Source organism: Microbacterium sp. (assembly GCF_047605725.1).
Classification (GTDB): Bacteria; Actinomycetota; Actinomycetes; order Actinomycetales; family Microbacteriaceae; genus Microbacterium.
Genome location: NZ_JASGFE010000003.1, coordinates 16945 through 31758 on the forward strand (window position 1 = coordinate 16945; position 14814 = coordinate 31758).

The window sequence follows — 14814 nt, forward strand, 5'->3', positions numbered from 1 at the left end:
CCCGTGCCGATGACGCTTTCCGAGACGATCCTAGGAGGTCGCTGGACACGGTCGCGGCGCGATGTCCCGCGACCGGATCCGCCGCCGGCGCAGGGTAGCGTGTTCACGGGCGTCCGCCCCGGTGGTGCGCTCGCCGACACGAGCCGCGTGTTCTGAAAGGCTTCCATGCACCTCATCGAGGCGATCATCCTCGGGTTCGTCCAAGGTCTCACGGAGTTCCTCCCGGTCTCCTCCAGCGCCCATCTGCGCATCATCGGGGAGTTCCTGCCGTCGGCGACCGACCCGGGCGCCACGTTCACCGCGATCACGCAGATCGGCACGGAGCTGGCAGTGCTCGTGTACTTCTGGAAGACGATCACGCGTATCATCGCGCGTTGGGCGCAGTCGCTGACCGGTCGGATCCCCCGGAACGATCCGGACGTGCGCATGGGCTGGCTCATCATCATCGGGTCCCTCCCGATCGGAGCGCTCGGATTCCTCTTCCAGGACGTCATCCGCGACACGTTCCGCAACCTTTGGCTCGTCGCCATCGTGCTCATCGTGTTCGGCCTGCTCCTCGGCGCCGCCGACGCGCTCGGTCGACGCACGCGCGAGCTGGACGACCTCACCTACCCGCACGGTCTCGCCCTCGGCGTCGCCCAGGCGCTTGCGCTGATCCCCGGGGTCTCGCGCTCGGGCGCCACCACGACGATGGGCCTCGCGCTCGGGTATTCGCGCCCCGCGGCGGCGGAGTACGCGTTCCTCCTGGCGGTCCCTGCGGTGTTCGGCAGCGGTCTCTACGAGCTCTACCAGGCGATCAAGGACCCCGGCCAGGCCGTCTTCAGCCTCGGCGAGACGGCGGCGGCGACGGTCGTCGCCTTCGGTGTGGGACTCGCGATCATCGCGTTCCTCATGCGCTACCTCAAGAAGGGCAGCTTCCTGCCGTTCGTGCTGTACCGACTGGCGCTGGGTCTCGTGCTGATCGTGCTGCTGACGGTCGGCATCCTGCAGCCGTTCTGAGCGTCAGTCGCCGAGGCGCCCAGGCCTGCCGTCGCCGCGGCGGCGCAGGTACTTCTCGAACTCCTGTGCGATCGCGTCGCCGGAGGCCTCGGGGGAGTCCCAGGCGTCACGCGCGTGCTCGAGCTGACGGATGTACTCGGTCATCTCGTCGTCGTCGGCTGCGGCTGCGTCGATCGACGCCTCCCACGCGGCCGCCTCGCTCGGCAGGTCGCCGCGCGGCACCTCGGCGCCGGTGAGGTCCTCCAGTCGGTCGAGGAGCGCCAGGGTCGCCTTGGGGGAGGGCGTGTGACCTGCCACGTAGTGCGGCACGCTCGCCCACAGCGAGGCTGCGGGGATGCCGACCTCCTCGGCGGCGTCGGCCAGCACGCTCAGGATGCCGACCGGCCCCTCGTAGGTCGAGCGCTCGAGCTCGAGCGAGACGCGGAGCGCCTCGTTGTCGCTGCCGGCGAGCACCGAGATCGGGCGCGTGTGCGGCACGTCCGACATCATCGAGCCGAGGAGCACCATGCCGGTGACGTCTTCGGACAGCGCCGCATCGATGATCTCGGCCGCGAACGCCTGCCAGGACCGGGCCGGCTCGACACCGCCGAGCAGCCACAGGCGGGTGCCGCGCGACGAGCCCGTCGGACGCCACATGGTCGCCTCCGGCCAGTGCAACGACCGCCGCCCGTCCGCGTCGAGCTTCAGCTGCGGGCGCGTGTACTGGTAGTCGAAGTACAGCTCGGGGTCGACGCTGAAGACCCGCTCGTGATCGCCGGCGTCGCGCAACCGTTCCACCGCGGCCGAGGCCGCCTCTCCCGCGTCGTTCCAACCGTCGAACGCGGCGACGAGCACCCGTCGTCCCAGAGTTTCCACCCGGCTCCTCTTCTCTGTCTGACGTGCATCCACGATACGCCCGGGTCGCGACACCCCGGCGCCGCGCGGCGGCACCTGGTCGCGCGAACCTGCACGGGGCGTCCCGCTTACAGGGCGAATCGGCAGCTGAAGCACACGCGGGGCCGGTAGATGCCGGCTGGCCCTGTAGGCCGGACGCCGCGCCCGCCTGCCGGGCGCGTCGCCCTCGAGACCCGGGGCCGCCGACGACGGCTCAGGAGGGTCGTCAGCCTGCGGGCGCGAGCAGCGGCCACGGCTGCAGCGCCTCGATGGCGGCACCGGCCCGGAAGACGGTGCGCTCGGCGTAGGGATGCCCCACGATCTGCATGCCGATCGGCAGGCCGTTGCCGCCGACGCCGATCGGCACGGACAGGACCGGGCAGCGATTGCTGACGTTGAACGGCACGGTCAGGTGCCCCTGCCAGTAGTGTGCGAGGTGCACGTCGCCGTCCGCGCCGGGCACGGTGATGCCGTCCAGGTAACTCGCGTCGGCGACCAGGCCGTCCACAGCATTGACGGGGGCGATCAGCACGTCGACATCGCGCAGGGCCTGCGCGAGCGCGGCCTGCAGGCGGCTCTCGCCCGCGAGCGTGTCGACGAGACTCATGCACCCCGCCGCCGCGGCGGCATCGGCGATGAAGCGCTCGGTGTAGTGGGCGAGCCCGGTCATGCCCGCGGTCAGCTGCGCCATCGCCGGGCCGAGGATATGGCCGAAGTGCGCCATCGTGACGTCGCGGATCTCGGCGCTGGTCCAGGGGAGCTCGATCTCCACGACCTCGGCGCCCGCGCCGGCGAGCAGGGCCGCCGTGCGCCGGATCGCCTCCTGCGTGCCGGGGTGCACCAGGTAGTCGCCCAATCGCACCGACAGGGCGATCCGGCGCCCGGTGAGCCAGTCTGCGGCATCCGGGTACTCGATCGGCAGGGGTCCCGCTCCGGGCACGGTGCCGTGGTCGGCGGGGTGGATGCCGGCGAGCACGTTGTACAGCAGCGCGGTATCGGCCACCGACCGCGCCATCGGCCCGTCGCCGCGGTACCAGTCCGCCGACAGCGGAGGCAGCCCCGGAACCCGCCCGTACGGCGCCTTGTATCCGACGACACCGGTGAACGCCGCCGGAATGCGCGTGGAGCCCGCGATGTCGGATGCCGTTGCCAGCGGCGCGAAGCCCGCCGCGAGCGCCGCGCCCGCGCCGCCCGATGAGCCGCCGGGGGAGAGCTCCCGGTTCCACGGGTTGCGCGTGACGCCCCACAGCGGGGAGTGGGTGACGGTCGCGCAGCTGAACTCCGGCGTGGCGGTGCGGGCGTGCACGAGGCCGCCGGCATCGCGGATGCGCGCGACGACGGGGTGGTCGCTGCCGGCGACCTCGTCGCGCAGCGCGGAGAGGCCTTGGCTCAGCGGCTCGCCCGCGAGGCCGTGCTTCTCCTTCGTCGCGACCGGAAGGCCGAGAAGGGCGGTCGAGCCTGTCCCGAGAGGTTCGTCGATGCCGTCGAGGTAGCGTCTCTCGGCGTCCCGCGCCGACTCCCGCGCACCGGGAAGGGTCTGGACCACCGCGCTGATCGAGCCGGAGCCGTCCGGGTCGGCGCGGTCCACGTGTGCGATGCGCTCGGTGAGGGCGTCGAAAAGCTCGACCGGCGAGAGCTCCCGCGCACGAAAGACGCGCAGTGCCTCGATCGCCCCGAGCGCGTGGAGAGGCCCGTCGATCATGCGTCGCGGTCTCCGGCGGCCTCGACCGGCGGGCAGCCCGGGAAGGCGACGCCGTCGAGGGCACCGGTCAGCAGTTCCGCGAGCACCTCGGTGAGCGCCGCGAGTCCGTTCACCAGGTCGCCGTCCTTCGTGAACTCGCGCTCGCAGTGCGAGACGCCGTCGACGGACGGGACGAACATCATCACCGAGGGGGTCATCGTGTTCAGCGCGACCGAATCGTGCCCGGCCATCGTCTGCATGCGGCGGATGCCGAGACCCAGGCGCCCGGCGATGCGCTCCTGCAGGGCGACGCCCTCCTGCGGGTAGTACCTGTTCGGGCGGATGTCGAAGTCCCGCGCCACGATCTCGAGGCGCTCCTCGTCGGCGACCTGCTGGAACCGGGCCATCAGAGTGTCGCGGGCGCCCTGCACGATCGCGGGGTCGTTGGCGCGCAGATCGGCGACCAGATGCACATGGCTGTTCACGACGATCGGTGAGTTGGGCTCGACGGTGATCTGGCCCACCGACGAGACGAGCGACTCAGCGGGGTACTCGGCGCAGATGTCGCGCACGAGGAGCGTGACGCGCGCGGCGCCCACCAGAGCGTCGCGGCGATCGGCCATGGCGGTGGCGCCGGTGTGGGACTGCTCGCCGATGACGTCGATCTCGATCTTCTGGGTGTACCAGCTGGAGTCGACGGCGCCCAGCTCGAGCTGCTCGCGCTCGAGGATGCGGCCCTGCTCGATGTGGACCTCGGCGTATCCGGCGAGTTCACGCGGCCCGGCCGACGTGCCGAGGTAGCCGATCTCCTCGAGCGCGTCGCGGACGGTGGTGCCGGCGAGGTCGCGCACCGCGAGGGTCTCGTCGCGGTCGAGCAGTCCGGCGTACACGGAGCTGCCCATGATCGAGGGCGGGAAGCGGCTGCCCTCTTCGTTGAACCAGTCGACGACCACGAGGTTGTACGAGGGCGTGAGCTCGCCGGCGTCCACGCGGCGCTGCAGCTCGGCGGCGGCGTGAAGGGATGCCAGCACGCCGTACGCCCCGTCGAACCGGCCGCCCCGTGGCTGAGAGTCCAAATGCGACCCGGTGAGGATCGCCGCCGCGCCCGGGACGAACTCGACGGTCGCGAAGAGGTTGCCGATGCCGTCGACCTCGACCGGCCATCCGCGCGCACGGGCGAAGGCGGTGAACCAGTCGCGGGTCTGCCGGTCGGCATCCGTGGCGGCCTGCCGTTCGACACCGCCCCGATCGGTGGCGCCGATCGTGGCGACGTGGTGGAAGTCCTGGAGGAACGCGCGGGCGAGCTCGGTGGGCTGGTCGGTCATGTCATCGGTCCTTCTGGCTGTCGGGCGCGGACTCCGAGGCTACTTGGTCCAGCCGCGGGTCTCGGGGACCCGCGTGACCGCCATCACGATCAGCGTCAGCACGGCGATGCCGATGACGTAGAACGCCGGCGAGAAGGGCACCCCGGTCGAGTCCACCAGCGCGGTGCCGATGAACGGGGCGGTGCCGCCGAGCAGCGCATAGCCGAGGTTGTAGCTGAACGCCGCGGAGGTGAACCGGTTCCTGGTGTCGAAGACCTCGATGAAGAACGTGTAGCAGCCGCCGCCGTAGAAGCAGATCGCGAGCACGAAGAGCAGCTGGCCGCAGAACGCGAGTCCCACATTGCCGCTCGTGACCAGCGAGAACGCCGGGATCGCGAGCACGGCGATGGCGAGCGCGCCGCCGATCAGCATGGGCCGACGGCCGACCTTGTCTCCGATCGAGCCGGAGATCGGCAGCAGGATCGTATAGGCGATCATCGCCGCCCCGTTGAGCAGGAGCGCCTGGTCACGGCTCAGGCCGCCAGTGGTGGAGACGTAGGCGATGAAATAGCCGGAGAGGAAGTAGAAGCCCATCGCCGTGAGACCCATGACGAAGACGACCTGGATCATCTGGAACCAGTTCTTGCGGAAGGCCTCGCGGATCGTGGTGTGCGTGCCGAGCTCGTCGTTCCGGTGCTCCTCGGCCTCGTGCTTCATCTCCGTGAATGCGGGGGACTCCTCGGTCCGGGCCCGGATCCACAGGCCCACGAGCGCCAGCGGGAGGGCGATCAGGAAGGGGATCCGCCAGCCCCATGCCTCGAAGGCCTCCTCGCTCAGCGACGTGGAGAGGAAGAGCACGAGGAACGCGGCGCACACGGACGGCAGGGCGGTCGCGGCGAGCGTGATGTTGACGAACAGCCCGCGACGGTGGATGGGGGCGTGCTCGAACACGAACGACGGCGCACCGGCGGACTCGCCGCCGGCCGAGAAGCCCTGCAGCAGCCGCAAGAAGACGAGCAGGATGGGTGCGGCTGCGCCGATCACGTCGTAGCCGGGCAGCAGCCCGATCCCGAAGGTGGCGAGCCCGATCGTGAGCAGGGTGATCACGAGCACATTGCGTCGCCCGATGCGGTCGCCCAGCGTGCCGAAGAAGAGCCCGCCGAGCGGGCGGATGAAGAAGGCGACGCCGAAGGTCGCGAACAGCACCAGGAGCCCGGTGAGCGGATTGTCGGTGGGGAAGAAGAGCTTGGAGAGCATGACGGCCGAGACGCCGTAGAGGGCGAAGTCGTAGAACTCGATGAACTGCCCGATACTGCCTCCGAGCAGGACGCGGCGCTGCATCGGCGTGATGCCCACCGGGGCCTCTCTGACGGCAGAACCGGGTGTGGCGGGGGCGTGCTCGTCATTGCTGCGGGTCATGGCCCCAGAATCTAGGGACGTCGAATAGCTCCTGTCAATGGAAAGAGTGGCGCACCCCTCGTGGTCCGGTCGCGCGAGCGGTGCGGGCGTTTTCGGCCCGGTTACCGCCATGTTTCGCGATTTTGGCGCGGAGACTTTGCTCCAGAGTGCGCGATCGGGGCCAGGATGCGGATGTCGTGGCCTGCCCGGGTGTGGTGCGCGTCCCCCGGATGCCACGGTTTGCATAGAAACAACCGATGCATGGGACAAGCTTTTTCCCGTGCACCGGTGTGGGCTCAGCCGCGCTCGCCGGGCAGGTCGAAGTGCTGGCGGCACACGTCCGCGAAAGCGAGGACCCGCTGCGAGGTGTCCTCGCGCCGACGCACGAGCAGGAGCGTCAGGCCGGGGAGGTCGTCGGCCAGTTCGAGCGAGGTGACCTTCGCGGCGCCGTAGGTCAGGTCGTGGCCGATGCGCTGGTTCAGGAGGGCGACGCCGAAGCCCCGGCCGACCAGCCCCCGCACCGTCTCGAAGCCCTCGATGCGATACCGGACATCGGGCTCGATGCCGAGCGACCGATACAGGCTCAGGTAGTAGTGCGCCGTGTGCGGGAGGTCCAGCAGCACCAGCGGATCGTTCGCGAACATCCGCAGGCTCACCGGCCCGGGGGCGCTTGCCAACGGATGCTCCGGCGCGACGATCATGTGCGGCGGGATCACCTCGAGCGGCTCGGTGAGGTGGCGTTCGAACGGAGCCATGTCGTAGGCGAGGGCCACGTCGATCTCGTGGCCGTCGAGCAGGTCGTCGAGCCGGTCATGGTCGGCCTCGAGCAGCTCGACCTTGATGCCGGCGTGGCGTCTCGCGAATGCCTGGAGCAGCGGCGGCGCTCGGAAGGGTGCCAGCGGGAGGTACATGCCGACCCTGAGCGTGCCGGTGAGGGATCCGGAGAAGCTGCTCGCCCGCTCGGCGACGCCCTCGGCGTGCGAGAGCAGCGCGGCCGCGTCGAGGTGGAACTGCCGGCCCGCCGACGTGAGCCGGATGCCACGCCGCGGCACCCGGTCGAACAGCTGCACCCTGAGGTCCCGCTCGAGCTGGTTGATCGCCGAGGACAGCGCCGGCTGGGACAGGTGCAGGCGCCGCGCAGCCTCGGTCATGCTGCCCGCGCGCGCCGTCTCGGTGAAATACCTCAGCTGGGTGAGGGTGAATCGGGGCTCGGACACCGTACTCCTCGGGGCAGCGGGTGTGGCCTGCAGGCCACGCTGCGAGCGTACCGCGGGGGCGCCGCGGTGCCGCCGGACCCGTCGCTAGCATGGTCCGGTGACCTCCGCGCTGCCCGCCGCCGTCCTGTGGGACATGGACGGCACCCTCGTCGACACCGAGCCGTACTGGATGGCGGCCGAGACTCCGCTCGTGGAGAGCTTCGGCGGCACCTGGTCGCACGAGCAGGCACTGGGGCTGGTGGGCCTGGGCCTGGAGGACTCCGCCCGCATCCTGCAGAGCGCCGGGGTGCGCATGCAGGTCGACGACATCGTCGACCTCCTGACCGCGCGCGTGATGGATCAGCTCGCCGCGCACGGCAATCCCTTCCGACCCGGCGCGCGGGAGCTGCTCGCCGACCTTCGGGCCGCCGGGATCAAGACGGCCCTCGTCACGATGTCGATGCGGCGCATGGCTGAGACCGTCGTGGGCCTCATCCCGTTCGACGCCTTCGACGTGATCGTCGCCGGCGACGACGCCACCCGCCCCAAGCCGTTCCCCGACCCGTATCTGCAGGCCTGCGCGGCGCTGGGTGTGGCGGCGTCGGATGCCGTGGCGATCGAGGACTCGCCGAACGGACTGCGCGCCGCCGTGGCATCCGGGGCCGTCGCCGTCGGAGTGCCGCTGATGGTGTCGCTCGCCGGGGCGGGCGCCCACGAGCTGTGGCCGACGCTGGCCGGCCGCACAGCGACCGATGTCGCCGCCCTCTTCGCCCACCACCGCCCCCGCGAGGGTGCCACCTCTCCCCGCGAGGGTGCCACCTCTCCCCGCGAGGGTGCCTTCTCTCTTCGCGAGGGTGCCTCGAACGGGCATTCGGCATGAACGCCGACCTCGTCCCGCGCGGCCCCTTCCGTTACGGCGACCGCGTGCAGCTGACCGGCCCGAAGGGGCGGCTGCACACCGTGACGCTGCGCGAGGGGGGCGAACTGCACACCCACCACGGCGTCCTCCGCCACGACGCCCTCGTCGGCCAGCCGGACGGGTCGGTGGTCACCAACAGCGGAGGCAGCGAGTACCTCGCCCTTCGACCGCTCCTGCGCGACTTCGTCATGTCCATGCCGCGGGGCGCCGCAATCGTGTATCCGAAGGATGCCGCGCAGATCCTCGCCGCCGCCGATGTCTTCCCGGGCGCCACGGTCGTGGAGGCGGGCGTCGGCTCGGGCGCGCTGTCGCTGTGGCTGCTGCGCGCGATCGGACCCTCGGGACGGCTCGTCTCCTTCGAGCGTCGCGGGGAGTTCGCCGAGGTCGCCGAGGCGAACGTGCACACCTTCCTCGGTCACGCGCCGGACACATGGCGCGTCGTGGTGGGCGACCTCGCCGAGCGTCTCCCGGTCGAGGCACCCCCGGCATCCGTCGATCGTGTCGTGCTCGACATGCTCGCCCCGTGGGAGTGCATCGACGTGGTCGCGGACGCTCTGGTCCCCGGCGGGGTGGTGCTGTGTTACGTCGCGACCGCCACGCAGCTCAGCCGCGTCGCGGAGTACCTCCGCGGCACGGGCCTGTTCACCGAGGCCGAGGCCACCGAGACCATGGTGCGCGGCTGGCACGTGGAGGGGCTTGCGGTGCGCCCCGACCACCGCATGGTCGCCCACACCGGGTTCCTGCTCACGGCGCGGCGGCTCGCCCCGGGTGCCATCCCGCCGGATGTCCGCCGCCGCGCGCTGAAGAAGCCGAGTTACGGCGACGAGGACATCGAGTTGTGGACCCCGGGTGCCGTCGGCGACCGGCAGATCACAGACAAGAACCTGCGCAAGCGCGTGCGCGAGGCCCGCCGCGCCGCCGAGGGCGCCCAGGCGGCGGCGCGCGCCGGATCGGGCCCCGGCGACGACGTAGACTGAGCCGATGCGCAGGATCCCCGCCGCTCTCGCCGTCCTCGGACTGACCGCCCTCGCCCTCGTCGGCTGCTCGACGTCCGGAGGGTCGGCCTCGTGCGAGCGCACGCCGCAGAACCCGCAGGCGCTCGACGCGGTGAGCGTCTCCGGCGATACCGACACCGAGCCGACGGTCACGCTCGACGCCGCGCTCTACGTCGGCGAGACCTCCTTCGCAGACCTCGACGAGGGGCACGGGCTGCCGATCACCTCCGCGGCGCAGGACGTCGCGCTGGGCGTCACCGTGTTCAACGGCGCGACCGGCGAGAAGGTCGCCGGCGTCGGGTACGACGCCGACTCCACCGTGCTGCCGCTGGCCCTCTGGGAGGAGGCCTTCCCCGGCTTCTCGGCCGCGCTGCACTGCGCCGCGGCCGGCACCCGCGTCGCGATGCTGCTGCCCACCGACGAGATCGCCGAGGACACGCGCGCCACCCTGGCGCTGGCCGACGGCGCCTCCGCGGTCGTCGTCGTCGACGTGCGCACCGTGTACTTGGCCGCCGCGAACGGCACGCCGCAGTTCAACGATCGCGCCGGGATGCCGTCGGTCGTGCTCGCCCCGAACGGTCAGCCCGGCGTCACGATCCCCGATTCCGCACCGCCGGATGAGCTCGTGGTGCAGGTGCTCAAGAAGGGCGACGGAGAGAAGGTCACCGACGACGCCCAGGTGCGCATCCAGTACACGGGCCTCACGTGGGCCACGGGCGACGTGTTCGACAGCTCGTGGGAGCGCGGCCAGTCGCAATCGCTGACTCTCGCGTCCACGATCCCCGGGTTCGCTCAGGCGCTGGAGGGCCAGACGGTCGGCTCGCAGATCCTCGCGGTGATCCCGCCCGACCTCGGCTACGGCGATCAGGACCAGGGCACGATCCCGGCCGGGTCCACCCTCGTGTTCGTCGTCGACATCCTCGGGCTCGACGAGGTCTCGACCGGCTGAGATCCGCGGCCGTTCCAAAGCGCACGCCTAGGATGGTCGCGTGGTCACCGAAGCGGCTCGAGTCGCCCCCGAGGAGCGGCTCGTCAACCTCGTCGTCGCGCTCATGGCGACCGAGCAGGGCCTGACCAAGGAGACGATCCTCACCTCGGTGTCGGGCTACCGCGAGCAGAGCGAGGCCGGCGCGTCCAAGGACGCGCTGGAGAAGATGTTCGAGCGTGACAAGGAGAACCTCCGCGGCCTCGGCGTGCCGATCGAGACGATCGGCGACCACGCAGACCCCGACGACCTCCGCGAGGCCCGCTATCGCGTGCCCACCGCGGAGTACGCACTCCCGTCCGACATCGCGTTCACCCCGGCCGAGCTCGCCCTCCTCAACCTCGCGGGGGGTGTCTGGAGCGAGAGCTCGATGTCGGCCTCCGCGCGCACCGCGCTGCGAAAGATCCGGGCCCTCGGCATCGAGGTCGACGAGCCGATCATCGGCTTCTCTCCGCGCATCAGCCTGCGCGATCCCGCGTTCGCGCCGCTGCAGCGCGCCATGGAGCAGGGTCGGGTCGTCGAGTTCGACTACCTGAAGCCGGGGGATGCCGCGGCGCTGAGCCGCCGCATCCGTCCGCTGGCGCTCGTCGATTACGAGGCCCGTTGGCACGTCTACGGGTTCGACCTCGGGCGCGGTGCTGCCCGCACGTTCCTGCTCACCCGCATCTGCTCCCCGGTGCAGGTCACCCGCACCTCGTTCGACCTCGCCGAGCGCGACGGGGCCGGAGAGCGCGCCCTCGCGGGACTGGAGGAGGTGGCGGCCCGGCAGCGGGCGCTGCTGGAGGTCCACCCGGGCACAGAGGCCGCGCTGAGATTGAGCCGGCGCGCGATCCCGGCCGACCGCGGCATCCGGGTGCCCTACGTCGATGTGCACGTCTTCGCCGACGAGCTCGCCTCGTACGGGCCGGAGGTCCGCGTGGTCGCACCCGACGACCTCCGTGAGCGCGTGATCGCGCGCCTGGAGGCGACGCTGGCCCTGCACCGCGACGGAGCGGGGCGATGAGCGCGCAGCCTCTCCTGGCCACCGAGCGGGCGTCCCTCATCCTCCAGCTCGTGCCCTACCTCATCGGCAAGGGCGAGGTCTCGGTCGCCGAGGCCGCGGAGGAGTTCGAGGTGAGTCCCGAGCAGCTGCGTGCCATGGTGGAGAAGCTCACTGTCATCGGCCTTCCCGGCGAGGGCGGCTTCTGGCAGATGGCCAACGACCTGTTCGACATCGACTGGGATCTGCTGGATGAGCAGGATCGGATCGTCATCACCAACGCCGTCGGGCTCGAGCGGGCCCCCCGGCTGACAGCCCGTGAGGCGGCCGCGCTCCTGGCCGGGCTCCAGTTGGCCGCCGCTCTCCCCGGCGTCGGCGACAGCGACGTGGTGCAGGGTCTGCTGGCCAAACTCGCCCGCGGCGCCTCCAGCACGCCCGCCGACGTCATCGTCGCCCCCGAGGCGGTCGACGACGTGCGCGTGACGGTCGCCGAGGCCCTCGCGCGCGGCGTGGCCGTCTCGTTCGCGTACCGTGCGCCGGATGCCGCGCCCACAACGCGCACGGTCGACCCGGTGAAGGTGCACATCGCCGGGGGGCAGTGGTACCTGCAGGGCTGGTGCCACCTGCGCGAGGCCATGCGCACGTTCCACCTCGACCGGGTGAGCGAGCTGGTGCTCACCGGCATCCCGATCACGCACGGCGGGGAGCGCGTGCCCGAGCTGTTCGAGCCGAGTGACTCCGACGTCGTGGCGGAGCTCCGCTTCCGGGCAGCGGTCGCGCCGCTGCTGGGCGACTACCTCGATCGGGCGGCGGTGTCCGGCGACGGCGACCATCGCATCGCGCGACTGCGGGTCGCCGACGCACGGAGCCTCAAGCGCCTCGCCGCCCGGCACGCCGGCGACGTGGAGATCCTCTCGCCGGAGCCCGCCCGCCGCGCGGCGGCGGCGTGGGCGGAGGCGGGCCTTGCGCTGTACCGCGCCGGGACCGCCTCGTGATCGGTGCCGCGGAGCGGTACGCGCGCGCGGAGCAGCATAGCCGGCATCCGCTCACCGCTAGGTTCGCGCAGCTGCAGCGTTTCGAGCTCGATCCGTTCCAGTTCGCCGGATGCCACGCGCTCGAGGACGGGCGGAGCGTGCTGGTGGCCGCACCCACCGGGGCCGGGAAGACCATCGTCGGCGAGTTCGCGATCCACCTCGCGATGCTCGAGCCGCCCGGGGGAGCACGGCCTGCCAAGGCCTTCTACACGACGCCGATGAAGGCCCTGTCGAACCAGAAGTTCCGCGAGCTCGTCGACGTGTACGGCCGGGACGAGGTGGGCCTGCTCACCGGGGACGTGAGCATCAACGCCGATGCCCGGATCCTGGTGATGACCACCGAGGTGCTGCGCAACATGCTGTACGCCGGCTCGGCGGCCCTGCGCGGGCTGCGCTTCGTGATCATGGACGAGGTGCACTACCTCGCCGACCGCTTCCGCGGCGCGGTGTGGGAGGAGGTCATCATCCACCTCCCCGCCGAGGTGCGGTTGGTGTCGCTGTCGGCGACGGTGTCCAACGCCGAGGAGTTCGGCGACTGGCTCGACACGGTGCGCGGCGACACCGAGGTGATCGTTTCGGAGGTCCGCCCGGTGCCGCTGGAGCAGCACGTGCTCGTGCGCGGCGACCTGCTGCCGCTGTTCGACGACCGCGCCGGGGTGGCCACCGCGCAGGTGAACCAGGAGCTTATGCGCCTCCGATCGGTCAAGGGACCCGCGTTCGAGAGCAACCGCCGCGCGCAGCAGCTGCGCAGCGCGGTGGAGACGACCCATCGCCGCCCGCACAGGGGTGGCCGGCGGCCGGTGCGGCCGTCGAACGTGCGCAGGATCGAGCGGCTGGACCGTCCCGACGTGGTGCGGCTGCTGGAGCGGGCGAGCCTGCTGCCGGCGATCTTCTTCATCTTCAGCCGCGCCGGCTGCGACGGCGCGGTGCAGCAGGTGCGTCGGGCCGGTGTGCGGCTCACCACCGCCGAGGAGCGCGCCGAGATCCGTGCGCTGGTCGACGAGTGCACGCGGATGCTCCGCGACGAGGACCTCGCCGTCCTCGGCTACTGGGAGTGGCGCGAGAACCTGGAGCGCGGTGTCGCCGCCCACCACGCAGGGCTCCTGCCGGCGTTCAAGGAGGTCGTCGAGGACCTCTTCCAGCGCAAGCTCGTCAAGGCGGTCTTCGCGACCGAGACGCTGGCCCTCGGCATCAACATGCCCGCGCGCACGGTGGTGCTGGAGAAACTGGAGAAGTTCAACGGCGAGGCGCGCGTGGCGATCACGGCGGGGGAGTACACCCAGCTGACCGGGCGCGCCGGGCGACGCGGCATCGACGTGGAGGGCCACGCGGTCATCCAGTGGACCGAGGGCCTCGATCCGCAGGCGGTGGCCGCCCTGGCCTCGCGCCGCACGTATCCCTTGAACTCCAGCTTCCGGCCGACCTACAACATGGCCGTCAACCTCATCGACGGGTTCGGTCGCGGGCGGGCGCGCGAGATCCTGGAGTCCTCGTTCGCACAGTTCCAGGCAGATCGCGCCGTCGTGGGACTGGCCCGTCAGGTGAAGGATGCCGAGACGTCGCTGGCCGGCTACGAGAAGGCCATGAGCTGCGACCGGGGCGACTTCGCCGACTATTCGCGCCTGCGCCGCGAGCTGAGCGAGTTGGAGAAGCTGAACCGCGCCGACCGGACGGCATCCGCCAAGACTCGTAAGCGGAGGCAGGACGACATCCAGTCGCTGCGCCGCCGGTTGCAGCGCCACTCCTGCCACGGCTGCCCCGACCGCGAAGCCCACGCGCGCTGGGCGGAGCGCTACTGGCGGCTGCGGCGGCAGACCGACAAGCTGCGGCGTCAGATCGAGGCGCGCACCGGCACGGTGGCGCGGGTGTTCGACCGCGTGGTCGACGTGCTCGCCGCGCTCGGCTACGTCGAGGTCGACGAGGGCGGCGGTGCCAGGCTCACTGCGGCCGGAGCGACGATGCGGCGCATCTACGGCGAGCGCGACCTGCTGGTGGCAGAGGCCCTCCGCTGCGGCACCTGGAGAGAGCTCGATCCGCCGGCGCTCGCGGCCCTCGCGTGCTGCCTGGTCTACGAGCCGCGCCGGGACGAGTCCGGGCCGGGGGAGCACGGGCTGCCGCGCGGTCCCTTCCGGGTGGCGCTCAGCCGCACGCAGGACCTGTGGGCGCGCCTGGACGACCTCGAACGCGACCATCACCTCCCGGGGTCGGAGCCGGTGGCGACCGGACTCGCCCAGGCGATGTCGTCGTGGGCGCGCGGCGCGGCGCTGGATCGCGTGCTCGACGAGGCGGACCTGGCCGCCGGCGACTTCGTCCGCTGGGCGAAGCAGACCATCGACCTGCTCGACCAGCTCTCCCTCGTCGCGGAGCCGGCGCTGGCGGCCACCGCTCGTCGGGCGCTGGAGAGCGTGCGGCGCGGCATCGTGGCCTATTCGTCGGTCTAGGCTCGTTCGC

12 protein-coding genes are annotated in these 14814 nt (G+C 71.5%); 7 read left to right on the plus strand and 5 right to left on the minus strand.

Annotated features, from left to right (window positions below; translation table 11 throughout):
- Nucleotides 1–165 precede the first annotated feature (165 nt).
- A complete protein-coding gene (locus QM641_RS01265; RefSeq protein ID WP_415112654.1) occupies nt 166–999 on the plus strand; it encodes an undecaprenyl-diphosphate phosphatase in 834 nt (277 codons plus the stop codon).
- Nucleotides 1000–1002: 3 nt separating this feature from the next.
- Here the strand turns inward: QM641_RS01265 and QM641_RS01270 are convergent, their stop codons facing one another.
- The 5 genes from QM641_RS01270 to QM641_RS01290 all read right to left on the minus strand — a co-directional run bounded on the left by QM641_RS01270 (nt 1003) and on the right by QM641_RS01290 (nt 7472).
- Nucleotides 1003–1854: a PAC2 family protein gene (locus tag QM641_RS01270; RefSeq protein WP_415112656.1), complete on the minus strand. Its 852-nt coding sequence runs from the start codon at nt 1852–1854 to the stop codon at nt 1003–1005.
- A gap of 244 nt (nt 1855–2098) precedes the next feature.
- Nucleotides 2099–3574 (minus strand): amidase, encoded by a 1476-nt coding sequence (locus QM641_RS01275; protein ID WP_415112658.1) that lies wholly within the window; start codon nt 3572–3574, stop codon nt 2099–2101.
- Entirely contained in the window at nt 3571–4878 is a 1308-nt protein-coding gene (locus QM641_RS01280; RefSeq protein ID WP_415112660.1) for a M20 family metallo-hydrolase, read from the minus strand. Before QM641_RS01280 ends, QM641_RS01275 begins: the two co-directional genes overlap by 4 nt.
- Nucleotides 4879–4917: 39 nt before the next feature.
- Nucleotides 4918–6276 (minus strand): MFS transporter, encoded by a 1359-nt coding sequence (locus QM641_RS01285; protein ID WP_415112662.1) that lies wholly within the window; start codon nt 6274–6276, stop codon nt 4918–4920.
- A gap of 275 nt (nt 6277–6551) precedes the next feature.
- Nucleotides 6552–7472, minus strand: coding sequence for a LysR family transcriptional regulator (locus tag QM641_RS01290; RefSeq protein ID WP_415112664.1), 921 nt, complete (start codon nt 7470–7472; stop codon nt 6552–6554).
- 97 nt (nt 7473–7569) lie between these two features.
- Here QM641_RS01290 and QM641_RS01295 point away from each other — a divergent pair, with 97 nt between their 5' ends.
- Genes QM641_RS01295 through QM641_RS01320 form a run of 6 tightly spaced genes read left to right on the plus strand, consistent with a single transcriptional unit; the run spans nt 7570 to nt 14804 of the window.
- Entirely contained in the window at nt 7570–8331 is a 762-nt protein-coding gene (locus QM641_RS01295; protein ID WP_415112666.1) for an HAD family hydrolase, read from the plus strand.
- Nucleotides 8328–9347, plus strand: coding sequence for a tRNA (adenine-N1)-methyltransferase (locus QM641_RS01300; protein ID WP_415112668.1), 1020 nt, complete (start codon nt 8328–8330; stop codon nt 9345–9347). The genes QM641_RS01295 and QM641_RS01300 overlap by 4 nt, the downstream gene beginning before the upstream one ends.
- 4 nt (nt 9348–9351) lie before the next feature.
- Nucleotides 9352–10314 carry an FKBP-type peptidyl-prolyl cis-trans isomerase gene (locus tag QM641_RS01305; RefSeq protein ID WP_415112670.1) on the plus strand — a complete coding sequence of 321 codons (963 nt, stop codon included), beginning with the start codon at nt 9352–9354 and terminating at the stop codon, nt 10312–10314.
- A 40-nt stretch (nt 10315–10354) separates the two neighbouring features.
- Nucleotides 10355–11353, plus strand: coding sequence for a helix-turn-helix transcriptional regulator (locus QM641_RS01310; protein WP_415112673.1), 999 nt, complete (start codon nt 10355–10357; stop codon nt 11351–11353).
- Complete coding sequence (locus QM641_RS01315; protein WP_415112675.1) at nt 11350–12324, plus strand: helix-turn-helix transcriptional regulator; 975 nt, start codon at nt 11350–11352, stop codon at nt 12322–12324. Before QM641_RS01310 ends, QM641_RS01315 begins: the two co-directional genes overlap by 4 nt.
- A complete protein-coding gene (locus QM641_RS01320) occupies nt 12321–14804 on the plus strand; it encodes a DEAD/DEAH box helicase (RefSeq protein ID WP_415112677.1) in 2484 nt (827 codons plus the stop codon). Before QM641_RS01315 ends, QM641_RS01320 begins: the two co-directional genes overlap by 4 nt.
- Nucleotides 14805–14814 lie beyond the last annotated feature (10 nt).

Coding starts and splice junctions, on each gene's coding strand:
- QM641_RS01265 (WP_415112654.1), top strand. CDS start 166: ATGCACCTCATCGAGGCGATCATCCTCGGGTTCGTCCAAGGTCTCACG.
- QM641_RS01275 (WP_415112658.1), bottom strand. CDS start 3,574: ATGATCGACGGGCCTCTCCACGCGCTCGGGGCGATCGAGGCACTGCGC.
- QM641_RS01280 (WP_415112660.1), bottom strand. CDS start 4,878: ATGACCGACCAGCCCACCGAGCTCGCCCGCGCGTTCCTCCAGGACTTC.
- QM641_RS01285 (WP_415112662.1), bottom strand. CDS start 6,276: ATGACCCGCAGCAATGACGAGCACGCCCCCGCCACACCCGGTTCTGCC.
- QM641_RS01300 (WP_415112668.1), top strand. CDS start 8,328: ATGAACGCCGACCTCGTCCCGCGCGGCCCCTTCCGTTACGGCGACCGC.
- QM641_RS01305 (WP_415112670.1), top strand. CDS start 9,352: ATGCGCAGGATCCCCGCCGCTCTCGCCGTCCTCGGACTGACCGCCCTC.
- QM641_RS01315 (WP_415112675.1), top strand. CDS start 11,350: ATGAGCGCGCAGCCTCTCCTGGCCACCGAGCGGGCGTCCCTCATCCTC.